This is a genomic window from Nonomuraea terrae (genome assembly GCF_004348995.1).
GTDB classification, from domain to species: Bacteria; Actinomycetota; Actinomycetes; order Streptosporangiales; family Streptosporangiaceae; genus Nonomuraea; species Nonomuraea terrae.
Window position 1 is genome coordinate 1 of record NZ_SMKQ01000203.1, and the last position, 16,463, is coordinate 16,463.

Genomic DNA, 16,463 nt, shown 5'->3' on the forward strand with positions numbered 1-16,463 from the left:
GCCCCGCCAGGTCGGCCGCCGCCCCCGCCAGCACGGCCCACACCAGCCGCATCCCCATCGACCGCGCCACGCCAGGCTCCTGTCCACCGGTGCCGCCCGGTGTCGGCCGCGTCGTGTCCGGCTCCTGTGCGGCAGCGCCTCGCGGCGTCATTCCCCGCTCCTCTCCGGCCCCGCGGGGGCCGCCTGCTTCACCAGGCGGGAGCCTGGCGTCGTGTCCGAGACGACGCGGCCGCCGTGGAGGCGGATGACGCGGTCGGCGAGGTCGATCATGGCGGGGCGGTGGGCGACCACCACGGCGGTGCGGTCCTGGGCCAGCCGCTCCGTCGCCGCCACCACGGCGGCCTCGCTGCGCCCGTCCAGGCGTGCGGTGGGCTCGTCCAGCAGGAGAACCGACGTACCAGGGCGGCAGAAGGCGCGGGCCAGCGCGACGCGCTGCCGCTGACCGGCCGACAGGTTGGCGGCGCGCTCGCCGACGACCGTGTCGAACCCCTGAGGCAGGTCGGCCACGAAGCCGGCGTGCGCGGACGCGGCTGCCCGCCGTACGTCGCCGAGAGTGGCCGAGGGGGCGCCGAGCCGGATGTTGTCGGCCACGGACACGGAGAACAGGTGCGGGCGCTGGGCGACGAACGCCAGCCGCGCCCGCCAGCCCGCGAGGTCCAGGTCGCGCAGGTCCGTGCCGTCGATCAGGACCCGTCCGTCGGACGGCGGGACGAAACCGAGAATCAGGTGGAGCAGCGTGCTCTTGCCGCCGCCGCTCTCACCGACCAGGGCGACCCGCTCGCCCGGGGCGATGGTGAGGCAGACGTCCTCCAGCGCGGCCGTGTCACGGCCCGGGTAGCGCACGGTCACATGCTCCAGCCGGATCTCCGGCGGCGCCGCGGGCACGGGTGCGGCATCGGGACGCGGCTCGGGCCGTCCGCCGTCCGCAGACGGGGGCGCCGGCCGAGGGCCGTCCTCAGGCACGCCGGGAGGTGGCTCGAACCGGGTGCCGGTCGCCTGGGCTGGGGCGGGGGTGGTCCTCTCATCGTCGGTGGAGGGGTCGAGGACGGCGAAGGCGGCGTCCGCGGCGGCCACGCCCTCCATCGAGGCGTGGAAGCGCGTCCCCATCGCCCGCAGCGGCAGGTACGCCTCCGGCGCCAGCAGCAGCACCAGCAGCGCCGTCGTCAGGTCGAGCGACCCCCCGAGCAGCCGCAGCCCGATCGGCACCGCCACCAGCGCCAGCGACAGCGACGCGCACAGCTCCAGCACCAGCGACGACAGGAACGCCACCCGCAGCGTCCGCATGGTGGCGCTGCGGTGCTCGTCGGCCACCCGCTGGACGACCGTCGCCTGGTAGCGCGCCCGGCTGAACGCCCGCAGCGTCGGCAGCCCGCGCACCACGTCGAGGAAGTGCCCGCCGAGCCGCGACAGCGCCGTGAACTGCCGCTCGGTGACGGCCTTGGTGGTCATGCCGACGAGTGCGCCGAAGACCGGGATGAGCGGCAGCGTGACGAGCACGATGACCGCGCTGGCCAGGTCGGCGGCGAACAGCCGGATCAGCACGGCCACCGGCACCACCGCGGCCACCGCGATCGACGGCAGGTAGCCGGTCAGGTAGTTGTCGAGTCCGTCGAGCCCGCGCCCCGCCAGCGTGACGAGCTCGCCGGAGCGGTGGGCGGTCAGCCGGGCGGGCCCCAGCTCCCGCAGGCGCAGCAGCAGCCGGTGACGCAGCGCCGACTTCACCGCCGTCGCGGTGCGCCCGGCGAAGACGCCCTGCGTCCAGGCCAGCAGCGCGCGTACGCCGACCACGGCGGCCAGCACCGCCAGGGCCGCCGCGGTGAACCTGCCCGACAACACCCCGGCCAGCAGCTCCGCCTGCACCAGCACGAGCAGGCCCGCGAGCACGGCCGCGGCCATGGTCACGCCCAGGTGGACGCGGACCGAGTGTTCGGCCCGCATCAGCGCGAGGAGATCCTTGTGCACGAGACCTCAGAAGAAGGAAGGGACGCGGAAGGCGTCCTTCCCTGGCCGGAAAGTCCGCCACACCCATACTTGCGCGCCCAGGATCACCGGCGCGAAGGGCAGCACCATGACACTGAGCACATTCAACGTAGCCGCCGGCGCGGTGTGCTCCAGCAGGTACGGCGCCGCCCCCGCCAGCACCCCCAGCGCCGGCAGCGCGGCCACCAGCCCCGACACCAGCAGCGCCCGCCCCGACCGGGCGGCCCCGAACTCGCCCGGCGCCCGCCAGCCCAGGAACGCCTGCCCGTGCAGGGCGAACAGCAGCGACACGACCACGCCCAGCAGGAGCCCGAGCGGGTGCACGGGCGAGGCCGTGAAGCCGGTGGCGGCGGCGTACAGGGTCATGCCCCAGCCGAACGACAGCCCCAGCGAGCCGAACGCGATCATCGCGTCCCAGAAGCCGCGCCAGCGGGGGCCGTCGATCCTGCGCCGGAACCACAGCCCGGCGTCGCGCAGGATCCAGCTCAGCAGCATGGCCACGACCAGCGGATACAGCCCGAACAGCACGCGCCCCTCCAGCAGCGGATAGACCCCGAACAGCGTCCCGGCCACCGCCACCAGCCACACCTCGTTGGCCAGCACGTACGGCGCCATGGCGGCCACCATCCGGTCGCGGGTCTCCCGTGTCCGGCCCAGCACCGGCAGCAGCAGCCCGACGCCCAGGTCGAACCCCTCAAGGGCGAAATATCCGGCGAGCAGCAGCGCGAAGATGACGAACCACAGCATTTCCATGTCAGGACTCCTCAGTAGCTCAGCGCGGGGGAGCGCGTCTCAGCGGCGGCCCCGAGGTCGGGCGCCTGCGGCCCGCGCCGGATGACCCGGGCGATGAGCACGTAGTCGACGACCGCCAGCAGCCCCAGCACGACCGTGAACCCGACGAGGGACGCGGTCACCATGCCCGCGGTCAGCCCGGGCGACATGGCGTCGGCCACGGTGAGCTTGCCCCAGATCATCCACGGCTGCCGGCCGACCTCGCGGGCCACCCAGCCGAGGATCGCCAGCGCGAACGGCAGCGGCGTCATCACGATGAGGATCGGATGCGTCCACCGCCTCCGGTGCAGGTTGCGGATCATCGGCAGCATCACGAACAACACGATCAGCCCCAGCAGCTGCCCGAACTCGATCATGAGCCCGAGCGCGATCGCCGCCCCGGTGTTGTCCCACTTGCCCTCCTGGACGCCGGCGAACTGCGCGTACCCGAAGCCCATCGTGAGGAAGATGCCGATGGCGGCCGTGACCACGCCGGTCCGCAGCGACCTGGTGAAGAACTCCGCCTCGAGAGCGCGCCGCCGCAGCTTGTACGCGCTCGCGCCGACCAGCACCATGCCGCCGGTGAACAGCCCCGCCCCGACGACGTGCGGGAACGAGAAGACCAGCGCCTCGTTCGTCAGCAGGGCGCCGAAGTCGGTCAGCGCCAGCCGGTCACCGGAGACCACCGCGCCCGCCGGGTTCTGCAGGAACGAGTTGGCCACCATGATGAAGAACGCGCTCGCGTACGCCGTCAGCGTCACGAGCCAGATGCAGGCGACGTGCGCCCAGCGGGGCAGCCGCCCCCAGCCGAAGATCCACAGCCCCAGGAACGTCGATTCCAGGAAGAACGCGACCAGCGTCTCCATGGCCAGCGGCGCGCCGAAGACGTCGCCCGCGTAGTGGGACAGCCCGCTCCACGCCAGCCCGAACTGGAACTCCATCACCAGCCCGGTGACGATGCCCAGCGCGTAGTTGACGACGTAGATCTGCCCCCAGAACCGCGTCATGCGCTCGTGCAGCGGGTTTCCCGACCGCGCCCACCGGGTGTGCATGATCGCCACCAGCGGCGCCAGCCCCAGCGTGAGCACCACGAACAGGAAGTGCAGGCTGCCCGTCACCGCGAACTGCGTGCGGGCCAGATCGAGTACGTCCATCACGACTCCGTTGTTGTGCCTATCTACATATAGACAGCCTACATGTAGACTGCCTACATGACGAACGGATGTCTAGGATCGGACACATGAATCCGGACGCGCTGCGCGGGCACATGGACGCGCTGCTGCTCTCAGTGCTGGAGCGGGAGCCGCTGCACGGCTACGCCATCATCGAGGCCCTGCAGGAACGCAGCGGGGGCGCGCTGAGCGTGCCCACGGGCACCGTCTACCCGGCGCTGCGCCGGCTCGAGCGCATCGGCTACCTGTCGAGCGAGTGGGCCACGGTGGGCGGGCGCAGGCGGCGCACCTACCGGCTGACCGAGTCGGGCAGGAGGCAGCTCGAAGGCGAGCGGTCGGCCTGGCGGGAGTTCACCGGCGTGATCGGCAGCGTGCTGCGGGCGGAGGCGAGCGGCCCGGCGTGACGGCCGGTCAGCGCGCGGGGGAGCGGGTCAGGCGCAGGCAACGCGTCGCGCAGTAGATCTGCAGGCCCCACATGGCCGAGGTCACCAGGTTGGCCAGCGCGGCCGGAAGGGCGTCGAGGGTGTTGGGCGCGCTCGCGCCGTACGACAGCAGCAGCGCCAGCCCGCCGCTGACCGGCAGCGCGGCCCAGACGAGCACCGCCATCGACCTGATGGCCAGGCGCGGCCGGCGGATCCAGCGGGCGCCCCGGCTCAGCGCGAAGAGCACGAGCCCGCCGTAGAGCCCGACGCCGAGCTGGACGACGTCGAGCAGCCGCGAGACCGGCATGAACCACGCCGGCTGGTTCAGCCAGGCGTCGTCGGTGGCCGGGTAGAGCCGCCACAACATCGACCACATGGCCACCGTGATCGGGACGCTGAGGAACAGCAGCACCCCCAGTCGCCGGCCCGACACCGCGGTCAGCTCGGCCTGGTAGCCGGGCGCGACCTCGCGGACCTCGCCGAACTCCGCCACCGCCAGCCGCTCGGCCTCGGCCGGGTCGACCCCCTCGCCCTCCAGCGCGGCGGCGGCGTCGACCAGGCTGTCGCGGGCCTCGACGACCAGGTCGCGCTTGGGGCCGTGTGGCCCGGACAGCGCGCCGTTGAGCTCCGCCACGTAGTCGTCGATACGCATGGCCTCAAGTCTAGGGACGCGGGCCCCGGGGTCCCATCGGGGAAAGCCCTGATATCGGCACCGGGTTGATACGTAGGATAATTCCTACGTATAGTGTCCCGCATGCTCATCTCCTCGATCCTCACCGTCACCGTGCCCGTCGCCGACCAGGACCGCGCGCTCGACTTCTACACGGGCGTCCTCGGCTTCGAGGTGCGCACCGACAACCCGTTCCCGATGGGCCGCTGGCTCACCGTCGCGCCCAAGGGGGCCGGCACCACGCTGTTGCTCGCCTCCTGGTTCCCCGGCATGGCGCCCATCGGCGGCCTGGTCGTCGCCGCCCCCGACCTCGACGAGCTCGCCGACCGCCTGCGGGCCGCCGAGGTCGCGTTCGAGGGGCCGGAGCAGCAGGCGTGGGGCCGTCAGCTGCTCTTCCACGACCCGTTCGGCAACGGCTTCGTGGTCAGCCAGGCGTGAGCGCCGACCACCTGTTCGCCGCGCTGGCCAGCCCGGCGCGGCGGGAGCTGCTGCGGATGCTGCGCGACGAGGGCGCCCAGCCCGCCGGCCGGCTGGCCGAGCGGTTCGACATGAGCCGGCCCAGCGTGTCGGAGCACCTCAAGGTGCTCAAGGACGCCGGCCTGGTCGCCGAGACCCGCAAGGGCCGCGAGCGCCACTACCGGCTGGAGGCGGCCCCGCTTTTGGAGCTGCGCGACTGGCTCACCCCGTACGAACGTTTCTGGCGGGAGCGGCTCACGGCGCTCGACGCGTTGCTCGACGACATGGAGGACGACATGGAGGACGAAGATGCCCGCTGAGGATCGCACCGCCATCAGGCTCGACCAGTTTCTCGCGCATCCGCCGGCGAAGGTGTGGCGGGCGCTCACCGAGCCGGAGCTGATGGCCAAGTGGCTCATGCCCAACGACTTCAAGCCCGAGGTGGGGCACCGGTTCACGTTCACCACGCAGCCGAAGAAGGCGGTGGCCTTCGACGGGATCGTGCACTGCGAGGTGCTGGAGATCGAGCGGGACAAGCTCCTGCGGATCAGCTGGAGCGACGGAAAGCAGGCCGACTGGACGGTCACCTGGCGGCTGGAGCCCGAGGGCACGGGCACCCGGCTGTTCCTCGACCACGAGGGCTTCGACCCGGACGACGACGTCCAGCAGCTGTCCCGCCGCATCATGGGCGGCGGCTGGCCACGCCACTTCCGCACGATCGACTCCCTCGCCGCCGCCCTCTGAACGGCCTTCAGCCAGGGAGCGGTTGTCTTCCGCGCGATCGCGTCCCTCCTGTCCCCTCTGATCCCTTACGTTCCCTCGCGCCCGTCTGAGCGGCTTTCAACGGTGGCCGCCGGGATGAGCGGGCCTCAGCGGAGGAGCGGCCACCGAGGAGCGGGCCTCAGCGGGGGGACCGGCCGCCGGGCCGCGCGGCCGACAGCACGGCGGCGATCGCCGCCGGCAGAGACCCCCGGACTGTCGCCCCGCCGGCGCGCAGGACGTACCAGGCGAGCGGCCACGGCCCCCGGCCCGCGCGACGGCGCGGTCCGGCGGCCGCGTACGCGAAGACGGCCGCGGCGCCGGCGATGGTGTCGGTCGGGGTGCCGGTCGCGGTGTCGGCCCGCAGCGCGGCGATCGCGTACGCGAAGACGGTCGCGGTTCCTGCTGGGGTGCCTGCCGGGGTGCCGGTCGCGGTGCCGGCGCGCGGGCCCGGGTAGCCGGAGGCGCCCGGTCCTGCCAGGGCGCGCATGGGCTGCTCGCCGGCCGGCGCGCGCCTGCGCACCAGCCAGCGCAGCATCGGCCAGCGCAGGCTCACCCGCATCCCGCGCGGCGTGAGCGCGAACGTGCACTCCTTCACCCGCACCCCCGTCGGGTCGGCGAGCCCGGCGAACCGGCACGCCGACAGATCGAGCCCGCGCAGGCCCAGGTCGGGCGCCTTCACCTGGCGCAGCGACGTGATCGCGGACGCGCCGCGCCCGGTCACGGTGGCCGGGCCGCGCAGTACCGCGCCCTCCAGGTCGGCCTGCGAGTCGGTCAGCCGCACCGTCGCCGCGCCCGCCACGTGCAGGCCGCGCAGATCCACCCCGCACCGCGTGACGGCCACGTCGAGCAGCCCGTCGGCGCGCGCCCTGGCCGCCGACAGCCGCCCGGTGGCCGACAGGTACGCGTCCGCGGCGAAGTGCGCGGCGTCGAACCCGGCGTGGCCGGTGACCTTGCGGAACGAGAGCGTACGGCCGAAGCGGGCGCCCCTGAAGAAGGCGCCGCCGCCGAGACGGGCGCCGTCGAAGGCGGCATAGCCGTCGAACCTGGCCCGCTCGCCCGACAGCCCGTGCCCGAACACCGCCTGGCTGAACAGCGCGTCGCGGGCCATCACGGCCCGGTCGAGCGAGATGTGCCCGCGCACGGTGACGCCGTGGAAGGACAGCTCGCGGGCGAAGCGGGCGTCGGCCAGCGACACGTTGCCCTCGAAGCGGGCGCCGAAGAACGAGGCCAGCCGCTCGAACCGGGCCCCGTCGAGCGACACGTCGCCCGTGAACGTGACGCCGGACAGCCGGACGTCGCCGGTGAAGGTGACCCGGTCGAACCGGGCCCGGCCGGGCCGGTCGCCGGCGGCCCGCAGGACCCGGGACAGCAGATCGCTGCTGACGGTGGTGCCGCGCAGGTCGAGCAGGCGGCCGGGGGCGATCGCGCCGAGCGCGGCGCCGAGGTGCTCAGGGGTGAGGTGGGCGAGGCAGAAGCCGGACGGCCGGCTAGCGACTCCGGTGCAGGCAGCCGAGTACGCGCAGGTGACCCAGTCCATGCCTGGGTGATACCCGCCGGGGCTCCGGGTCAAGGATCGGCGATTTTATGTTCTGGCCACTTTTAGGCGGAAATATGGGCACTAATTCGGGTGCGGCGTCGGGCCAGCAGCAGGACGCAGGCGACGGCGCCCAGCGCCACGGTGGCGAGCCCTGACCCGCCGAGCGTCACCCGCGCGCCGAGCGCCGCCGTGAGCGGCCCGCCGATCGCCGTGCCGAGCGGCGAGGCGGTCAGCAGCGCCGCGCTGCGGGCCGCGAGCATCGCGGCCAGGTGCTGCGGCGGCGACGTCGCCTGCATCAGCGTCACCGAGAGCGCCACGAACGGTCCGTAGATCAGGCCGCCGAGTGCGAAGGACGCGACGGTGACGCCCACCGGCACGTCGAACCCGAACGGCAGCAGCGACAACCCCCAGCCGACCACGATGGCGACCGTCACCGGCCAGAGCGGCAGCCGCCGCAGCGCGCCGACCGCGAGCCCGCCGAGCAGCGCGCCGATGCCGAACAACATCCAGTAGAGGCCGAGCAACGTGCCCGGCGCGCGCAGGTCGCCGGTCACGTGGAGCGGCAGCGCGACCTCGACGGGACCGTACAGCAGGTTGAAGAACCAGGTGAGCGTCAGCAGCCCGAGCAGCTCGGGATGGGACCGCAGCAGCGCGAGCCCGCCGCGCGCGGCCGTCCCGTCGACGGGGGAGACCCGCCCCGACTCCGGCAGCCGGGTGCGCGCGACGAGCACCGCGAGGAACACGTAGGTGAGCGCGTCCAGGCCGAGCACGAGCGCGGAGCTCACGTACGTCACCAGCACGCCGGCGATCGCGGGCCCGGCGATCGTGGCGGCGAAGTTCAGCGAACTGACAAGGGTGTTGGCGGCCAGCCGATGCTCGCCGGGCAGCAACTCGGCCAGCAGGGTGTACTTGCCCGCGCTGCCCCACGCGTGCAGCAGGGACGACAGCGCGAGCAGCACGACGTACAGCGGCGGCGTGAGCAGCCCGGCGAGCCAGGCCAGCGGTACGGCGCCGAGGACCACGCCGCGCAGCACGTTGTCGGCGAGCAGCAGCCGCCGGGCCGGCATCCGGCGCAGCCGGCGGCCGAACACCAGCGCGCCGGCCACGCCCGGCAACGTGTACGCGGCCACCGCGCCGCCGACCCACAGCCCCGCGCTCGCCTGCGGCGCGAGCTCGATGGCCAGCCACGCCACCGCGACGAAGCTCATCCCGTCCCCGAGGTACGAGACCGCGAAACCGAGGATCAGCCGCCGGAACACCCGGTCGGCGAGCAACGGCCGGTAGGCGGACGGGACGAGGCGCCGGAGCACCACGGGTTCAGGCCCCGACGTAGGCCGCGAGGTGCTCGCCGGTGAGGGTCGAGCGGGCGGCCACGAGGTCGGCGGGCGTGCCCTCGAAGACGATCCGGCCGCCGTCGTGGCCGGCGCCGGGGCCGAGGTCGATGATCCAGTCGGCGTGCGCCATGACCGCCTGGTGGTGCTCGATCACGATGACCGACTTGCCGGCGTCGACGAGCCGGTCGAGCAGGCCGAGCAACTGCTCCACGTCGGCCAGGTGCAGGCCCGTGGTCGGCTCGTCGAGGACGTACACGCCGCCCGTCTCGGCCATGTGGGTGGCCAGCTTGAGCCGCTGCCGCTCGCCGCCGGACAGCGTGGTGAGCGGCTGGCCGAGGGTGAGGTAGCCGAGCCCGACGTCGGAGAGCCGGGTCAGGATCTTGTGCGCGGCCGGCGTGCGGGCCTCGCCGGAGCCGAAGAACTCCTCGGCCTCGGTCACCGACATCGCCAGGACCTCGCTGATGTCACGGCCGCCGAGGTGGTGCTCCAGCACCGCCGCCTGGAACCGCTTGCCCTCGCACTCCTCACAGGGGGTGGCGACGCCCGCCATCATCGCCAGGTCGGTGTAGATGACGCCGGCGCCGTTGCACGTGGGGCAGGCGCCCTCGGAGTTGGCGCTGAACAGCGCCGGCTTCACGCCGTTGGCCTTGGCGAACGCCTTGCGGATCGGGTCGAGCAGCCCGGTGTACGTCGCCGGGTTGCTCCGCCTGGACCCGCGGATCGCGCCCTGGCCGACCGACACCACGCCCGCGCCAGGCGGGATCGACCCGTGCACGAGCGAGCTCTTGCCGGAGCCCGCGACGCCGGTGACGACGACGAGCACGCCGAGCGGGATGTCGACGTCGACGTTCTGCAGGTTGTGGGTGTTCGCGCCGCGGATCTCCAGCGCTCCGGTGGGCTCGCGCACCGTCTCCTTGAGCGCGGCCCGGTCGTCGAGGTGGCGGCCGGTGAGGGTGCCGCTGTCCCGCAGCCCTTCGACGGTGCCCTCGAAGCAGACGATGCCGCCCGCCGTTCCGGCGCCGGGGCCGAGGTCGATGACGTGGTCGGCGATCGCGATCGTCTCCGGCTTGTGCTCCACGACGAGCACCGTGTTGCCCTTGTCGCGCAGCCGCCGCAGCAGGTCGTTCATCCGCTGGATGTCGTGGGGGTGCAGGCCGATGGTGGGCTCGTCGAAGACGTAGGTGACGTCGGTGAGCGAGGAGCCGAGGTGGCGGATCATCTTGACGCGCTGCGCCTCGCCGCCCGACAGCGTGCCCGACGGCCGCTCGAGCGAGAGGTAGCCGAGCCCGATCTCCACGAACGAGTCGAGGATGTGCTGGAGCTTGGCGAGCAGCGGCGCCACCGACGGCTCGTCGAGTCCGCGCACCCATGCGGCCAGGTCGCTGATCTGCATCGCGCAGGCGTCGGCGATGCTGATGCCCCTGATCTTCGACGACCGGGCCGCCTCGCTGAGCCGGGTGCCGTCACACTCGGGGCAGGTGGTGAAGATGACCGCCCGGTCGACGAAGGCCCGGATGTGCGGCTGCATCGCCTCCTTGTCCTTGGCGAGGAACGACTTCTGGATCCGCGGGATCAGGCCCTCGTACGTCACGTTGACGTTGTCGACCTTGATCCGGGTCGGCTCCTTGTAGAGGAGGTCGTCGAGCTCCTTGTTGGTGTAGTCGCGGATCGGCTTGTCCGGGTCGAGGAAGCCGGAGCCCATGAAGATACGGCCGTACCAGCCGTCCATGCTGTAGCCGGGGATGGTGAGCGCGCCCTCGGCCAGCGACTTGGCGTCGTCGTACAGGTGGGACAGGTCGAAGTCGGTGACCGAGCCGCGGCCCTCGCATCGCGTGCACATGCCGCCGGTGCGGGTGAAGCTCACCCTTTCGGTCTTGCGGTCGCCGCGCTCGACGGTGATCGCGCCGGACGCCCGGACCGAGGCGACGTTGAACGAGAACGCCTGCGGCGAGCCGATGTGCGGCTGCCCCAGCCGGCTGAAGAGGATGCGCAGCATCGCGTTGGCGTCGGTGGCGGTGCCGACGGTGGAACGGGGGTCGGCGCCCAGCCGCTCCTGGTCGACGATGATCGCCGTCGTCAGCCCTTCGAGTACGTCGACCTCCGGCCGCGCCAGTGTCGGCATGAAGCCCTGGACGAACGCGCTGTAGGTCTCGTTGATCAGCCGCTGCGACTCGGCGGCGATCGTGCCGAACACCAGCGAGCTCTTGCCCGAGCCCGACACGCCGGTGAACACCGTCAGCCGGCGCTTCTGGATCTCGACGCTGACGTCCTTGAGGTTGTTCACGCGCGCGCCCTGCACGCGGATCAGGTCGTGGCTGTCGGCAACGTGCGGCGCAGGCGACTGCGTGTCCGTCCTCGTGGTCATGCTCATTCCGTCTCCATGGTGTCGGGCTGGTTGGGCCGAGTCGCCTTCGCGTTCTCCGTCGGCGTCGCCTGGGCAAATCTAACCAGCTTGGGGCGGTATGCCCTGTGGTGTCTCTTCACCCGGTGCGCCCGCGGCGGACACTCTGGGGTGATCACGTCGGAGGCCTCGCAGTCAGCGCAGCTCCACGACGCGGATGAGGTTGCCCGCGGGGTCGCGGAAGGCGCAGTCGCGCACGCCGTACGGCTGCTCGGTCGGTTCCTGGACGACGTCGGCGTCGCCGGTCTGCAGCCGCTCGAAGGCGGCGTCGAGGTCGGTGGTGGCCAGGTTGAGGCCGGCGTAGCAGCCCTTGGCCATCATCTCGGCGATGACGCGGCGCTCCTCGTCGGTGATGCCGGGGTCGGCGGCCGGCGGGTGCAGGACGATGGACGTGCCGGGCTGCTCGGGAGGGCCGACCGTGATCCAGCGCATCCCGTCGTGGCCGACGTCGTTGCGGACCTCGAAGCCCAGCGTGTCGCGGTAGAAGGCCAGGGAGGCGTCCGGGTCGTCGTGCGGCAGGAAACACGTCTGAATGGTGATGTCCATGGGGTCAGGCTAGGCGCGGCCCGGAGGCCGGCGCTTCTCGATTCCTGATCGGTCCGCGGCACAGCCGGCGTGCCCACGGCCGGAGCATGGAATGCTGGGGGCGGGTATGTGGTTGACACGGACGCAAAACAGCGACGACGAGCGAGGAGCCACCTGTGGCGACCATCGAGGTGACCGAGAAGAACTTCAACGACATCGCCGACAAGGGGATCGTCCTGCTCGACTTCTGGGCCGAGTGGTGCCCGCCGTGCAAGAAGTTCGGGCCGATCTTCGAGCAGGCGTCCGACAAGCACGACGACATCACGTTCGGCAAGATCGACACTGACGCGGAGCAGGGTCTCGCGCAGGGCTTCGAGATCACCTCGATCCCGACGCTGATGGCCATCCGCGACGGGATCGTGGTCTTCTCCCAGGCCGGCGCCCTCCCGTCGCCCGCGCTCGAAGACCTCATCCGCCAGGTCAGGGCGCTCGACATGGACGCGATCAGGGCCGAGCTCAGCGAGGAGCTGAAGAACGCCCAGCAGAGCTGACGACAGGCCGGAAAGCCCCGCCTTCCCGGCGGGGCTTTCGCGTGCGCGGGGTCAGTGCTTGCGGCCGACGCCGACGTACCCGAAGGTGATGCTGTCGCCGCCGGTGTGCGACTCGTCGGGACGCCAGCCGTTCGGGTGCGTCAGCCCCGGCTCGGCCAGCTCGTAGCCGTCGAAGAAGCGCAGGACACCCTCGCGGGTGCGCAGGTGCAGCGCCGCCGTGCTCCTGCGGTAGATCTCCTCGGCCTCCGGGGTGGTGTCCGGGGTGCTGTCCACGGCGTGGCTGATCACCAGGTGGCTGCCCGGCGCGCTCGCCTCCCGCACCTTGCCCACCAGGTCGTAGGCGATGTCGTCGGGGACGAAGTGCAGCAGGGCCAGCATCATGAACGCCACCGGCCGGTCGAAGTCGACCATGCCGCTCAGCTTGTCGAGCAGTACGTCCGGCTCGCGCACGTCCGCCTGCAGGAAGTCGACGTTCTCCGTCCTGGCCAGCAGCGCCCTGCCGTGCACGCACACCACGGAGTCGTAGTCGACGTAGACCACGCGCGCGTCCGGCGCGATCTCGTGGGTGTTGCCCTGGGTGGGCAGCCCCGCCCCCAGATCGACGATCTGCCGCACGCCGGAGTCGACCACATGGCGCACGGCCCGGCGCAGGAACGCCCGGTTCGCCCGCGCGCCTTCCCTGGTGTGGGGGAACGTCTTGAGGATCTGCTCCGCCGCGGCCCGGTCGGCTGCGAAGTTGTCCTTGCCGTCGAGGAAGTAGTCGTACATCCGTGCGACGTTGGGGACGTTCGGGTCGACCCCCTCAGGAGCACTATCCACGTTTTCTCCCAACATTGACCGCTTTGGGGGCGATCATAGCCGGGGGATCCGTGATTCATCAGGTTTCCCCTGGGGCCGGTGGTGAGACCTGGATCACTCCGAGCAGACGCCCCCCGGCCGGAGGGCGTCTGGCCGCCGGGGGTCAGCCGCGGTAGAGCTCCGCGACGCGGAAGGCGAGGTCGAGAGACTGGCCGCGGTTGAGCCGGGGGTCGCAGGCCGTCTCGTAGCGGGTGGCGAGGTCCATCTCGCCGATCTCGTGGCCGCCGCCGACGCACTCGGTCACGTCGTCGCCGGTGAACTCGATGTGGATGCCGCCCGGGTGCGTGCCGAGCGAGCGGTGCACCTCGAAGAAGCCGGCCACCTCGTCGAGCACGTCGTCGACCCGCCGCGTCTTGTGGCCGCTCGGCGCCTCGAACGTGTTGCCGTGCATCGGGTCGCAGATCCACGCCACCCGGGCCCCGCTCGCGGTGACCTCCTTGACCAGGGCGGGCAGCAGATCGCGGATCTTGGACGCGCCGAAGCGGGTGATGAACGTCAGGCGCCCCGCCTCGTTGGTCGGGTTGAGCTTCTCGATGAGCGCCAGCGCGTCGTCGGGCGTGGTGGTCGGGCCCAGCTTGACGCCGATCGGGTTGCGGATCTTCGAGAAGAAGTCGATGTGCGCGCCGTCGAGCTGGCGGGTGCGCTCGCCGATCCAGACCATGTGGGCCGACACGTCGTACGGCAGGCCCGTGCGCGAGTCGATGCGGGTCAGCGCCCGGTCGTAGTCGAGGATGAGCGCCTCGTGCGAGGAGTAGAACTCGACGGTGTGGAACTCCTCGGGCTCGGCCCCGCAGGCCCGCATGAACGCCAGCGCCTGGTCGATCTCCCTGGCCAGCTGCTCGTAGCGGCGCCCGGCCGGCGACTCGGCGACGAAGTCCTGGTTCCAGGCGTGCACCTGGCGCAGGTCGGCGTAACCGCCCTTGGTGAAGGCGCGGGCGAGGTTGAGCGTCACGGCCGAGGAGTGGTACGCCTTGAGCAGCCGCCACGGATCGGGCCTGCGCGCCTCGGGGGTGAAGTCGAACCCGTTGACCATGTCGCCGCGGTAGGCGGGCAGCTCTACGCCGTCGCGCACCTCGGTGGGCTTCGAACGCGGCTTGGCGAACTGCCCGGCGACGCGGCCGATCTTCACCACCGGAACCTTGCCCGCGTACGTCAGCACGATCGCCATCTGCAGCAGCGTCTTGAGCTTGTTGCGCACGTTGTCGGCGGTGGCGCCGGAAAAGGTCTCGGCGCAGTCGCCGCCCTGCAGGACGAACGCCTCGCCGCGGACCACGGCGGCCAGCTGGTTCTTCAGCTGGTCGCACTCGCCGGCGAAGACGAGCGGGGGCAGGCCGCCGAGCTCGGCGACGACCTTCTCGAGCTCGCCGCGGTCGGGCCACTCGGGCTGCTGCGCCGCGGGGAGGGCCCGCCAGGAATCAAGATCCACGAGATTGCTGCTCACGAGATACGAGGGTATTCCACTGGCCCGCCCCCACCGACCCTCGTGTCCACGTTGTGAGAATGCGGTGATACGCGTACGAACCCAGCGCGGGTCAAACTTCCTTCACCGTCACGTGCTCGGGGCGGACGCCGTGGCCGATGAACCGCCGGGCCAGCCGGTTGACCAGCGGCAGCCGCGCCAGGTCGCGCGGCAGCCGCGGCGGGTTGAAACTTTTGCTGAGCGCCGGCCTGATCACCCGGTTCTGCACCACCCGCTGGGCGGCCTGGGTGAACCGGGTCGGGAACATCCGCCGCCGCTGCACCAGGTGAAGCGTGGACTCCGGGATCGGCGCCCCCGACCGCAGCGAGCCGGCCAGCAGGTTGGCGGCGGCGACGGCGTCCTGCACGGCGAGGTTGATGCCCACCCCGAACACCGGCGACATGGCGTGCGCGGCGTCCCCGATGCACAGCAGCCCCGGGCGGTGCCAGCGGCGCAGCCGGTTGAGCGCGACCGTGAGCACGCTGACGTCGTCGTAGCCGCCGATCTCGCCGACCCGGTCGCCCAGCCAGGGCATCAGCTCCGCGACCGGGCCGCGCAGCGCGTCGATGCCGCCGCGGACGAGGTCGTCGTAGCCGCCCTTGGGGATGAGGTACGCCAGCTGCCAGTAGGTGCCCCGGTTGATCGCCACCATCATGTGGCCGCCCGAGATCCGCAGGAACGGGTCCTCCCGGTCGGTCTCGTGCCGGGGCAGCCGGAACCAGACCACGTCCATCGGCGCGTCGAGGTCCTCCGGGACGAGCCCCGCCCGCGCGCGCAGCGTGGAGGTGCGCCCGTCGGCGGCGACCGTGAGATCCGCCCTGATCTCGTGGTCGCCGGACGGGTCGCGGTAGCGCAGCCCGCGCACGGCGCCGTCCTCGCGGATCAGGTCGTACGCCTCGGCGTTCATCAGCAGCCGGAACCCGGGGTAGCGCCGGGCGGCCGACGTGATGAGCTCCAGGAAGTCCCACTGCGGGACGAAAGCGATGTAGTCGTATTTGCCCGGCATCCCGCGCAGGTTCGCCATCGTGATCTCGCCGGCGTCGGTGACGAAGCTGAGCCCGTACGCCTTGTGGTGCGGGAGCTTCAGGAAGTCCTTCGCCAGCCCCAGCTCGTCGAGCACCTGCAGCGTCGAGGGGTGGATCGTGTCGCCCCTGAAGTCGCGCAGGAAGTCACCGTGTTTCTCCAGCAGCGTCACCTCGACGCCCGCTCTGGCGAGGATCAGCGCGAGCACCGCGCCCGCCGGACCGCCGCCCGCTATCACGCATCCCATAATTCATCACCCAATGAAACTGTCTCACGCTGAGGAAAAAGCGCAAGGCGTTCGGGCCATCCGACATGCCCGAGCGGCCGAAGTACATGCGTCAGCCGTCTCTCGCAGCGGGGTGGACGATGAACGACGAGCTCCACGCCCTCTCCGGCGCCTACGCCGTGCACGCACTGCCGTACGGGGAGCGGGCGCGGTTCGAGGCGCACCTGCCCGGGTGCCCCGCCTGCGCGGCCGAGATACGCCACCTGCGCGAAACAGCCGCCCGCCTGGCCGAGACGGCGGCCGAGCCGCCCCCGCC

The 16,463-nt window shown here is 71.9% G+C and carries 17 protein-coding genes; 6 read left to right on the plus strand and 11 right to left on the minus strand.

The window, feature by feature from the left end:
• Nucleotides 1–147 precede the first annotated feature (147 nt).
• The 3 genes from cydD to E1286_RS38380 are packed head-to-tail and all read right to left on the minus strand — an operon-like array spanning nucleotide 148 to nucleotide 3,905.
• Nucleotides 148–1,962, minus strand: coding sequence for a thiol reductant ABC exporter subunit CydD (cydD, locus tag E1286_RS38370; RefSeq protein ID WP_132620744.1), 1,815 nt, complete (start codon nucleotides 1,960–1,962; stop codon nucleotides 148–150).
• A gap of 6 nt (nucleotides 1,963–1,968) precedes the next feature.
• Nucleotides 1,969–2,733, minus strand: a complete 765-nt coding sequence (locus tag E1286_RS38375) for a cytochrome d ubiquinol oxidase subunit II (RefSeq protein WP_132620746.1) — start codon at nucleotides 2,731–2,733, stop codon at nucleotides 1,969–1,971.
• Between the two features lie 11 nt (nucleotides 2,734–2,744).
• On the minus strand, nucleotides 2,745–3,905 hold the full coding sequence (locus tag E1286_RS38380) for a cytochrome ubiquinol oxidase subunit I (protein WP_132620748.1): 1,161 nt from the start codon (nucleotides 3,903–3,905) through the stop codon (nucleotides 2,745–2,747).
• An 86-nt stretch (nucleotides 3,906–3,991) separates the two neighbouring features.
• Here E1286_RS38380 and E1286_RS38385 point away from each other — a divergent pair, with 86 nt between their 5' ends.
• The gene (locus tag E1286_RS38385) at nucleotides 3,992–4,327 is read left to right on the plus strand and encodes a helix-turn-helix transcriptional regulator (protein WP_132620750.1); all 336 of its coding nucleotides are present in this window, start codon (nucleotides 3,992–3,994) and stop codon (nucleotides 4,325–4,327) included.
• Nucleotides 4,328–4,334: 7 nt separating this feature from the next.
• Here the strand turns inward: E1286_RS38385 and E1286_RS38390 are convergent, their stop codons facing one another.
• The gene (locus E1286_RS38390; protein WP_132620752.1) at nucleotides 4,335–4,997 is read right to left on the minus strand and encodes a permease prefix domain 1-containing protein; all 663 of its coding nucleotides are present in this window, start codon (nucleotides 4,995–4,997) and stop codon (nucleotides 4,335–4,337) included.
• 102 nt (nucleotides 4,998–5,099) lie between these two features.
• Here E1286_RS38390 and E1286_RS38395 point away from each other — a divergent pair, with 102 nt between their 5' ends.
• Genes E1286_RS38395 through E1286_RS38405 form a run of 3 tightly spaced genes read left to right on the plus strand, consistent with a single transcriptional unit; the run spans nucleotide 5,100 to nucleotide 6,215 of the window.
• Nucleotides 5,100–5,453, plus strand: coding sequence for a VOC family protein (locus E1286_RS38395; protein WP_132620754.1), 354 nt, complete (start codon nucleotides 5,100–5,102; stop codon nucleotides 5,451–5,453).
• Complete coding sequence (locus E1286_RS38400) at nucleotides 5,450–5,791, plus strand: metalloregulator ArsR/SmtB family transcription factor (protein WP_132620756.1); 342 nt, start codon at nucleotides 5,450–5,452, stop codon at nucleotides 5,789–5,791. Before E1286_RS38395 ends, E1286_RS38400 begins: the two co-directional genes overlap by 4 nt.
• Nucleotides 5,781–6,215 carry an SRPBCC family protein gene (locus tag E1286_RS38405; RefSeq protein WP_132620758.1) on the plus strand — a complete coding sequence of 145 codons (435 nt, stop codon included), beginning with the start codon at nucleotides 5,781–5,783 and terminating at the stop codon, nucleotides 6,213–6,215. Before E1286_RS38400 ends, E1286_RS38405 begins: the two co-directional genes overlap by 11 nt.
• 157 nt (nucleotides 6,216–6,372) lie before the next feature.
• Here E1286_RS38405 and E1286_RS38410 read toward each other — a convergent pair whose 3' ends face one another.
• From E1286_RS38410 to E1286_RS38425, 4 genes are all read right to left on the minus strand, one after another.
• On the minus strand, nucleotides 6,373–7,770 hold the full coding sequence (locus E1286_RS38410; RefSeq protein ID WP_132620760.1) for a pentapeptide repeat-containing protein: 1,398 nt from the start codon (nucleotides 7,768–7,770) through the stop codon (nucleotides 6,373–6,375).
• Between the two features lie 62 nt (nucleotides 7,771–7,832).
• The gene (locus E1286_RS38415) at nucleotides 7,833–9,083 is read right to left on the minus strand and encodes an MFS transporter (RefSeq protein WP_132620762.1); all 1,251 of its coding nucleotides are present in this window, start codon (nucleotides 9,081–9,083) and stop codon (nucleotides 7,833–7,835) included.
• Nucleotides 9,084–9,087: 4 nt separating this feature from the next.
• A complete protein-coding gene (locus E1286_RS38420; RefSeq protein WP_132620764.1) occupies nucleotides 9,088–11,475 on the minus strand; it encodes an ATP-binding cassette domain-containing protein in 2,388 nt (795 codons plus the stop codon).
• A 165-nt stretch (nucleotides 11,476–11,640) separates the two neighbouring features.
• On the minus strand, nucleotides 11,641–12,051 hold the full coding sequence (locus tag E1286_RS38425; RefSeq protein ID WP_132620766.1) for a VOC family protein: 411 nt from the start codon (nucleotides 12,049–12,051) through the stop codon (nucleotides 11,641–11,643).
• A gap of 155 nt (nucleotides 12,052–12,206) precedes the next feature.
• Between E1286_RS38425 and trxA the strand changes: the two genes are divergently transcribed.
• Nucleotides 12,207–12,581: a thioredoxin gene (trxA, locus tag E1286_RS38430; protein ID WP_132620768.1), complete on the plus strand. Its 375-nt coding sequence runs from the start codon at nucleotides 12,207–12,209 to the stop codon at nucleotides 12,579–12,581.
• A 51-nt stretch (nucleotides 12,582–12,632) separates the two neighbouring features.
• Here trxA and E1286_RS38435 read toward each other — a convergent pair whose 3' ends face one another.
• From E1286_RS38435 to E1286_RS38445, 3 genes are all read right to left on the minus strand, one after another.
• The gene (locus tag E1286_RS38435; protein ID WP_246075523.1) at nucleotides 12,633–13,400 is read right to left on the minus strand and encodes an SAM-dependent methyltransferase; all 768 of its coding nucleotides are present in this window, start codon (nucleotides 13,398–13,400) and stop codon (nucleotides 12,633–12,635) included.
• A 142-nt stretch (nucleotides 13,401–13,542) separates the two neighbouring features.
• Nucleotides 13,543–14,880, minus strand: coding sequence for a class II 3-deoxy-7-phosphoheptulonate synthase (locus tag E1286_RS38440; RefSeq protein ID WP_132620772.1), 1,338 nt, complete (start codon nucleotides 14,878–14,880; stop codon nucleotides 13,543–13,545).
• Nucleotides 14,881–14,971: 91 nt separating this feature from the next.
• Nucleotides 14,972–16,168 (minus strand): FAD-dependent oxidoreductase, encoded by a 1,197-nt coding sequence (locus tag E1286_RS38445; RefSeq protein WP_132620774.1) that lies wholly within the window; start codon nucleotides 16,166–16,168, stop codon nucleotides 14,972–14,974.
• 119 nt (nucleotides 16,169–16,287) lie between these two features.
• On the opposite strand from E1286_RS38445, the gene E1286_RS38450 reads away from it, so the two are divergent.
• On the plus strand, nucleotides 16,288–16,463 hold a 176-nt coding region (locus tag E1286_RS38450; RefSeq protein WP_187368283.1), incomplete at its 3' end, for a zf-HC2 domain-containing protein.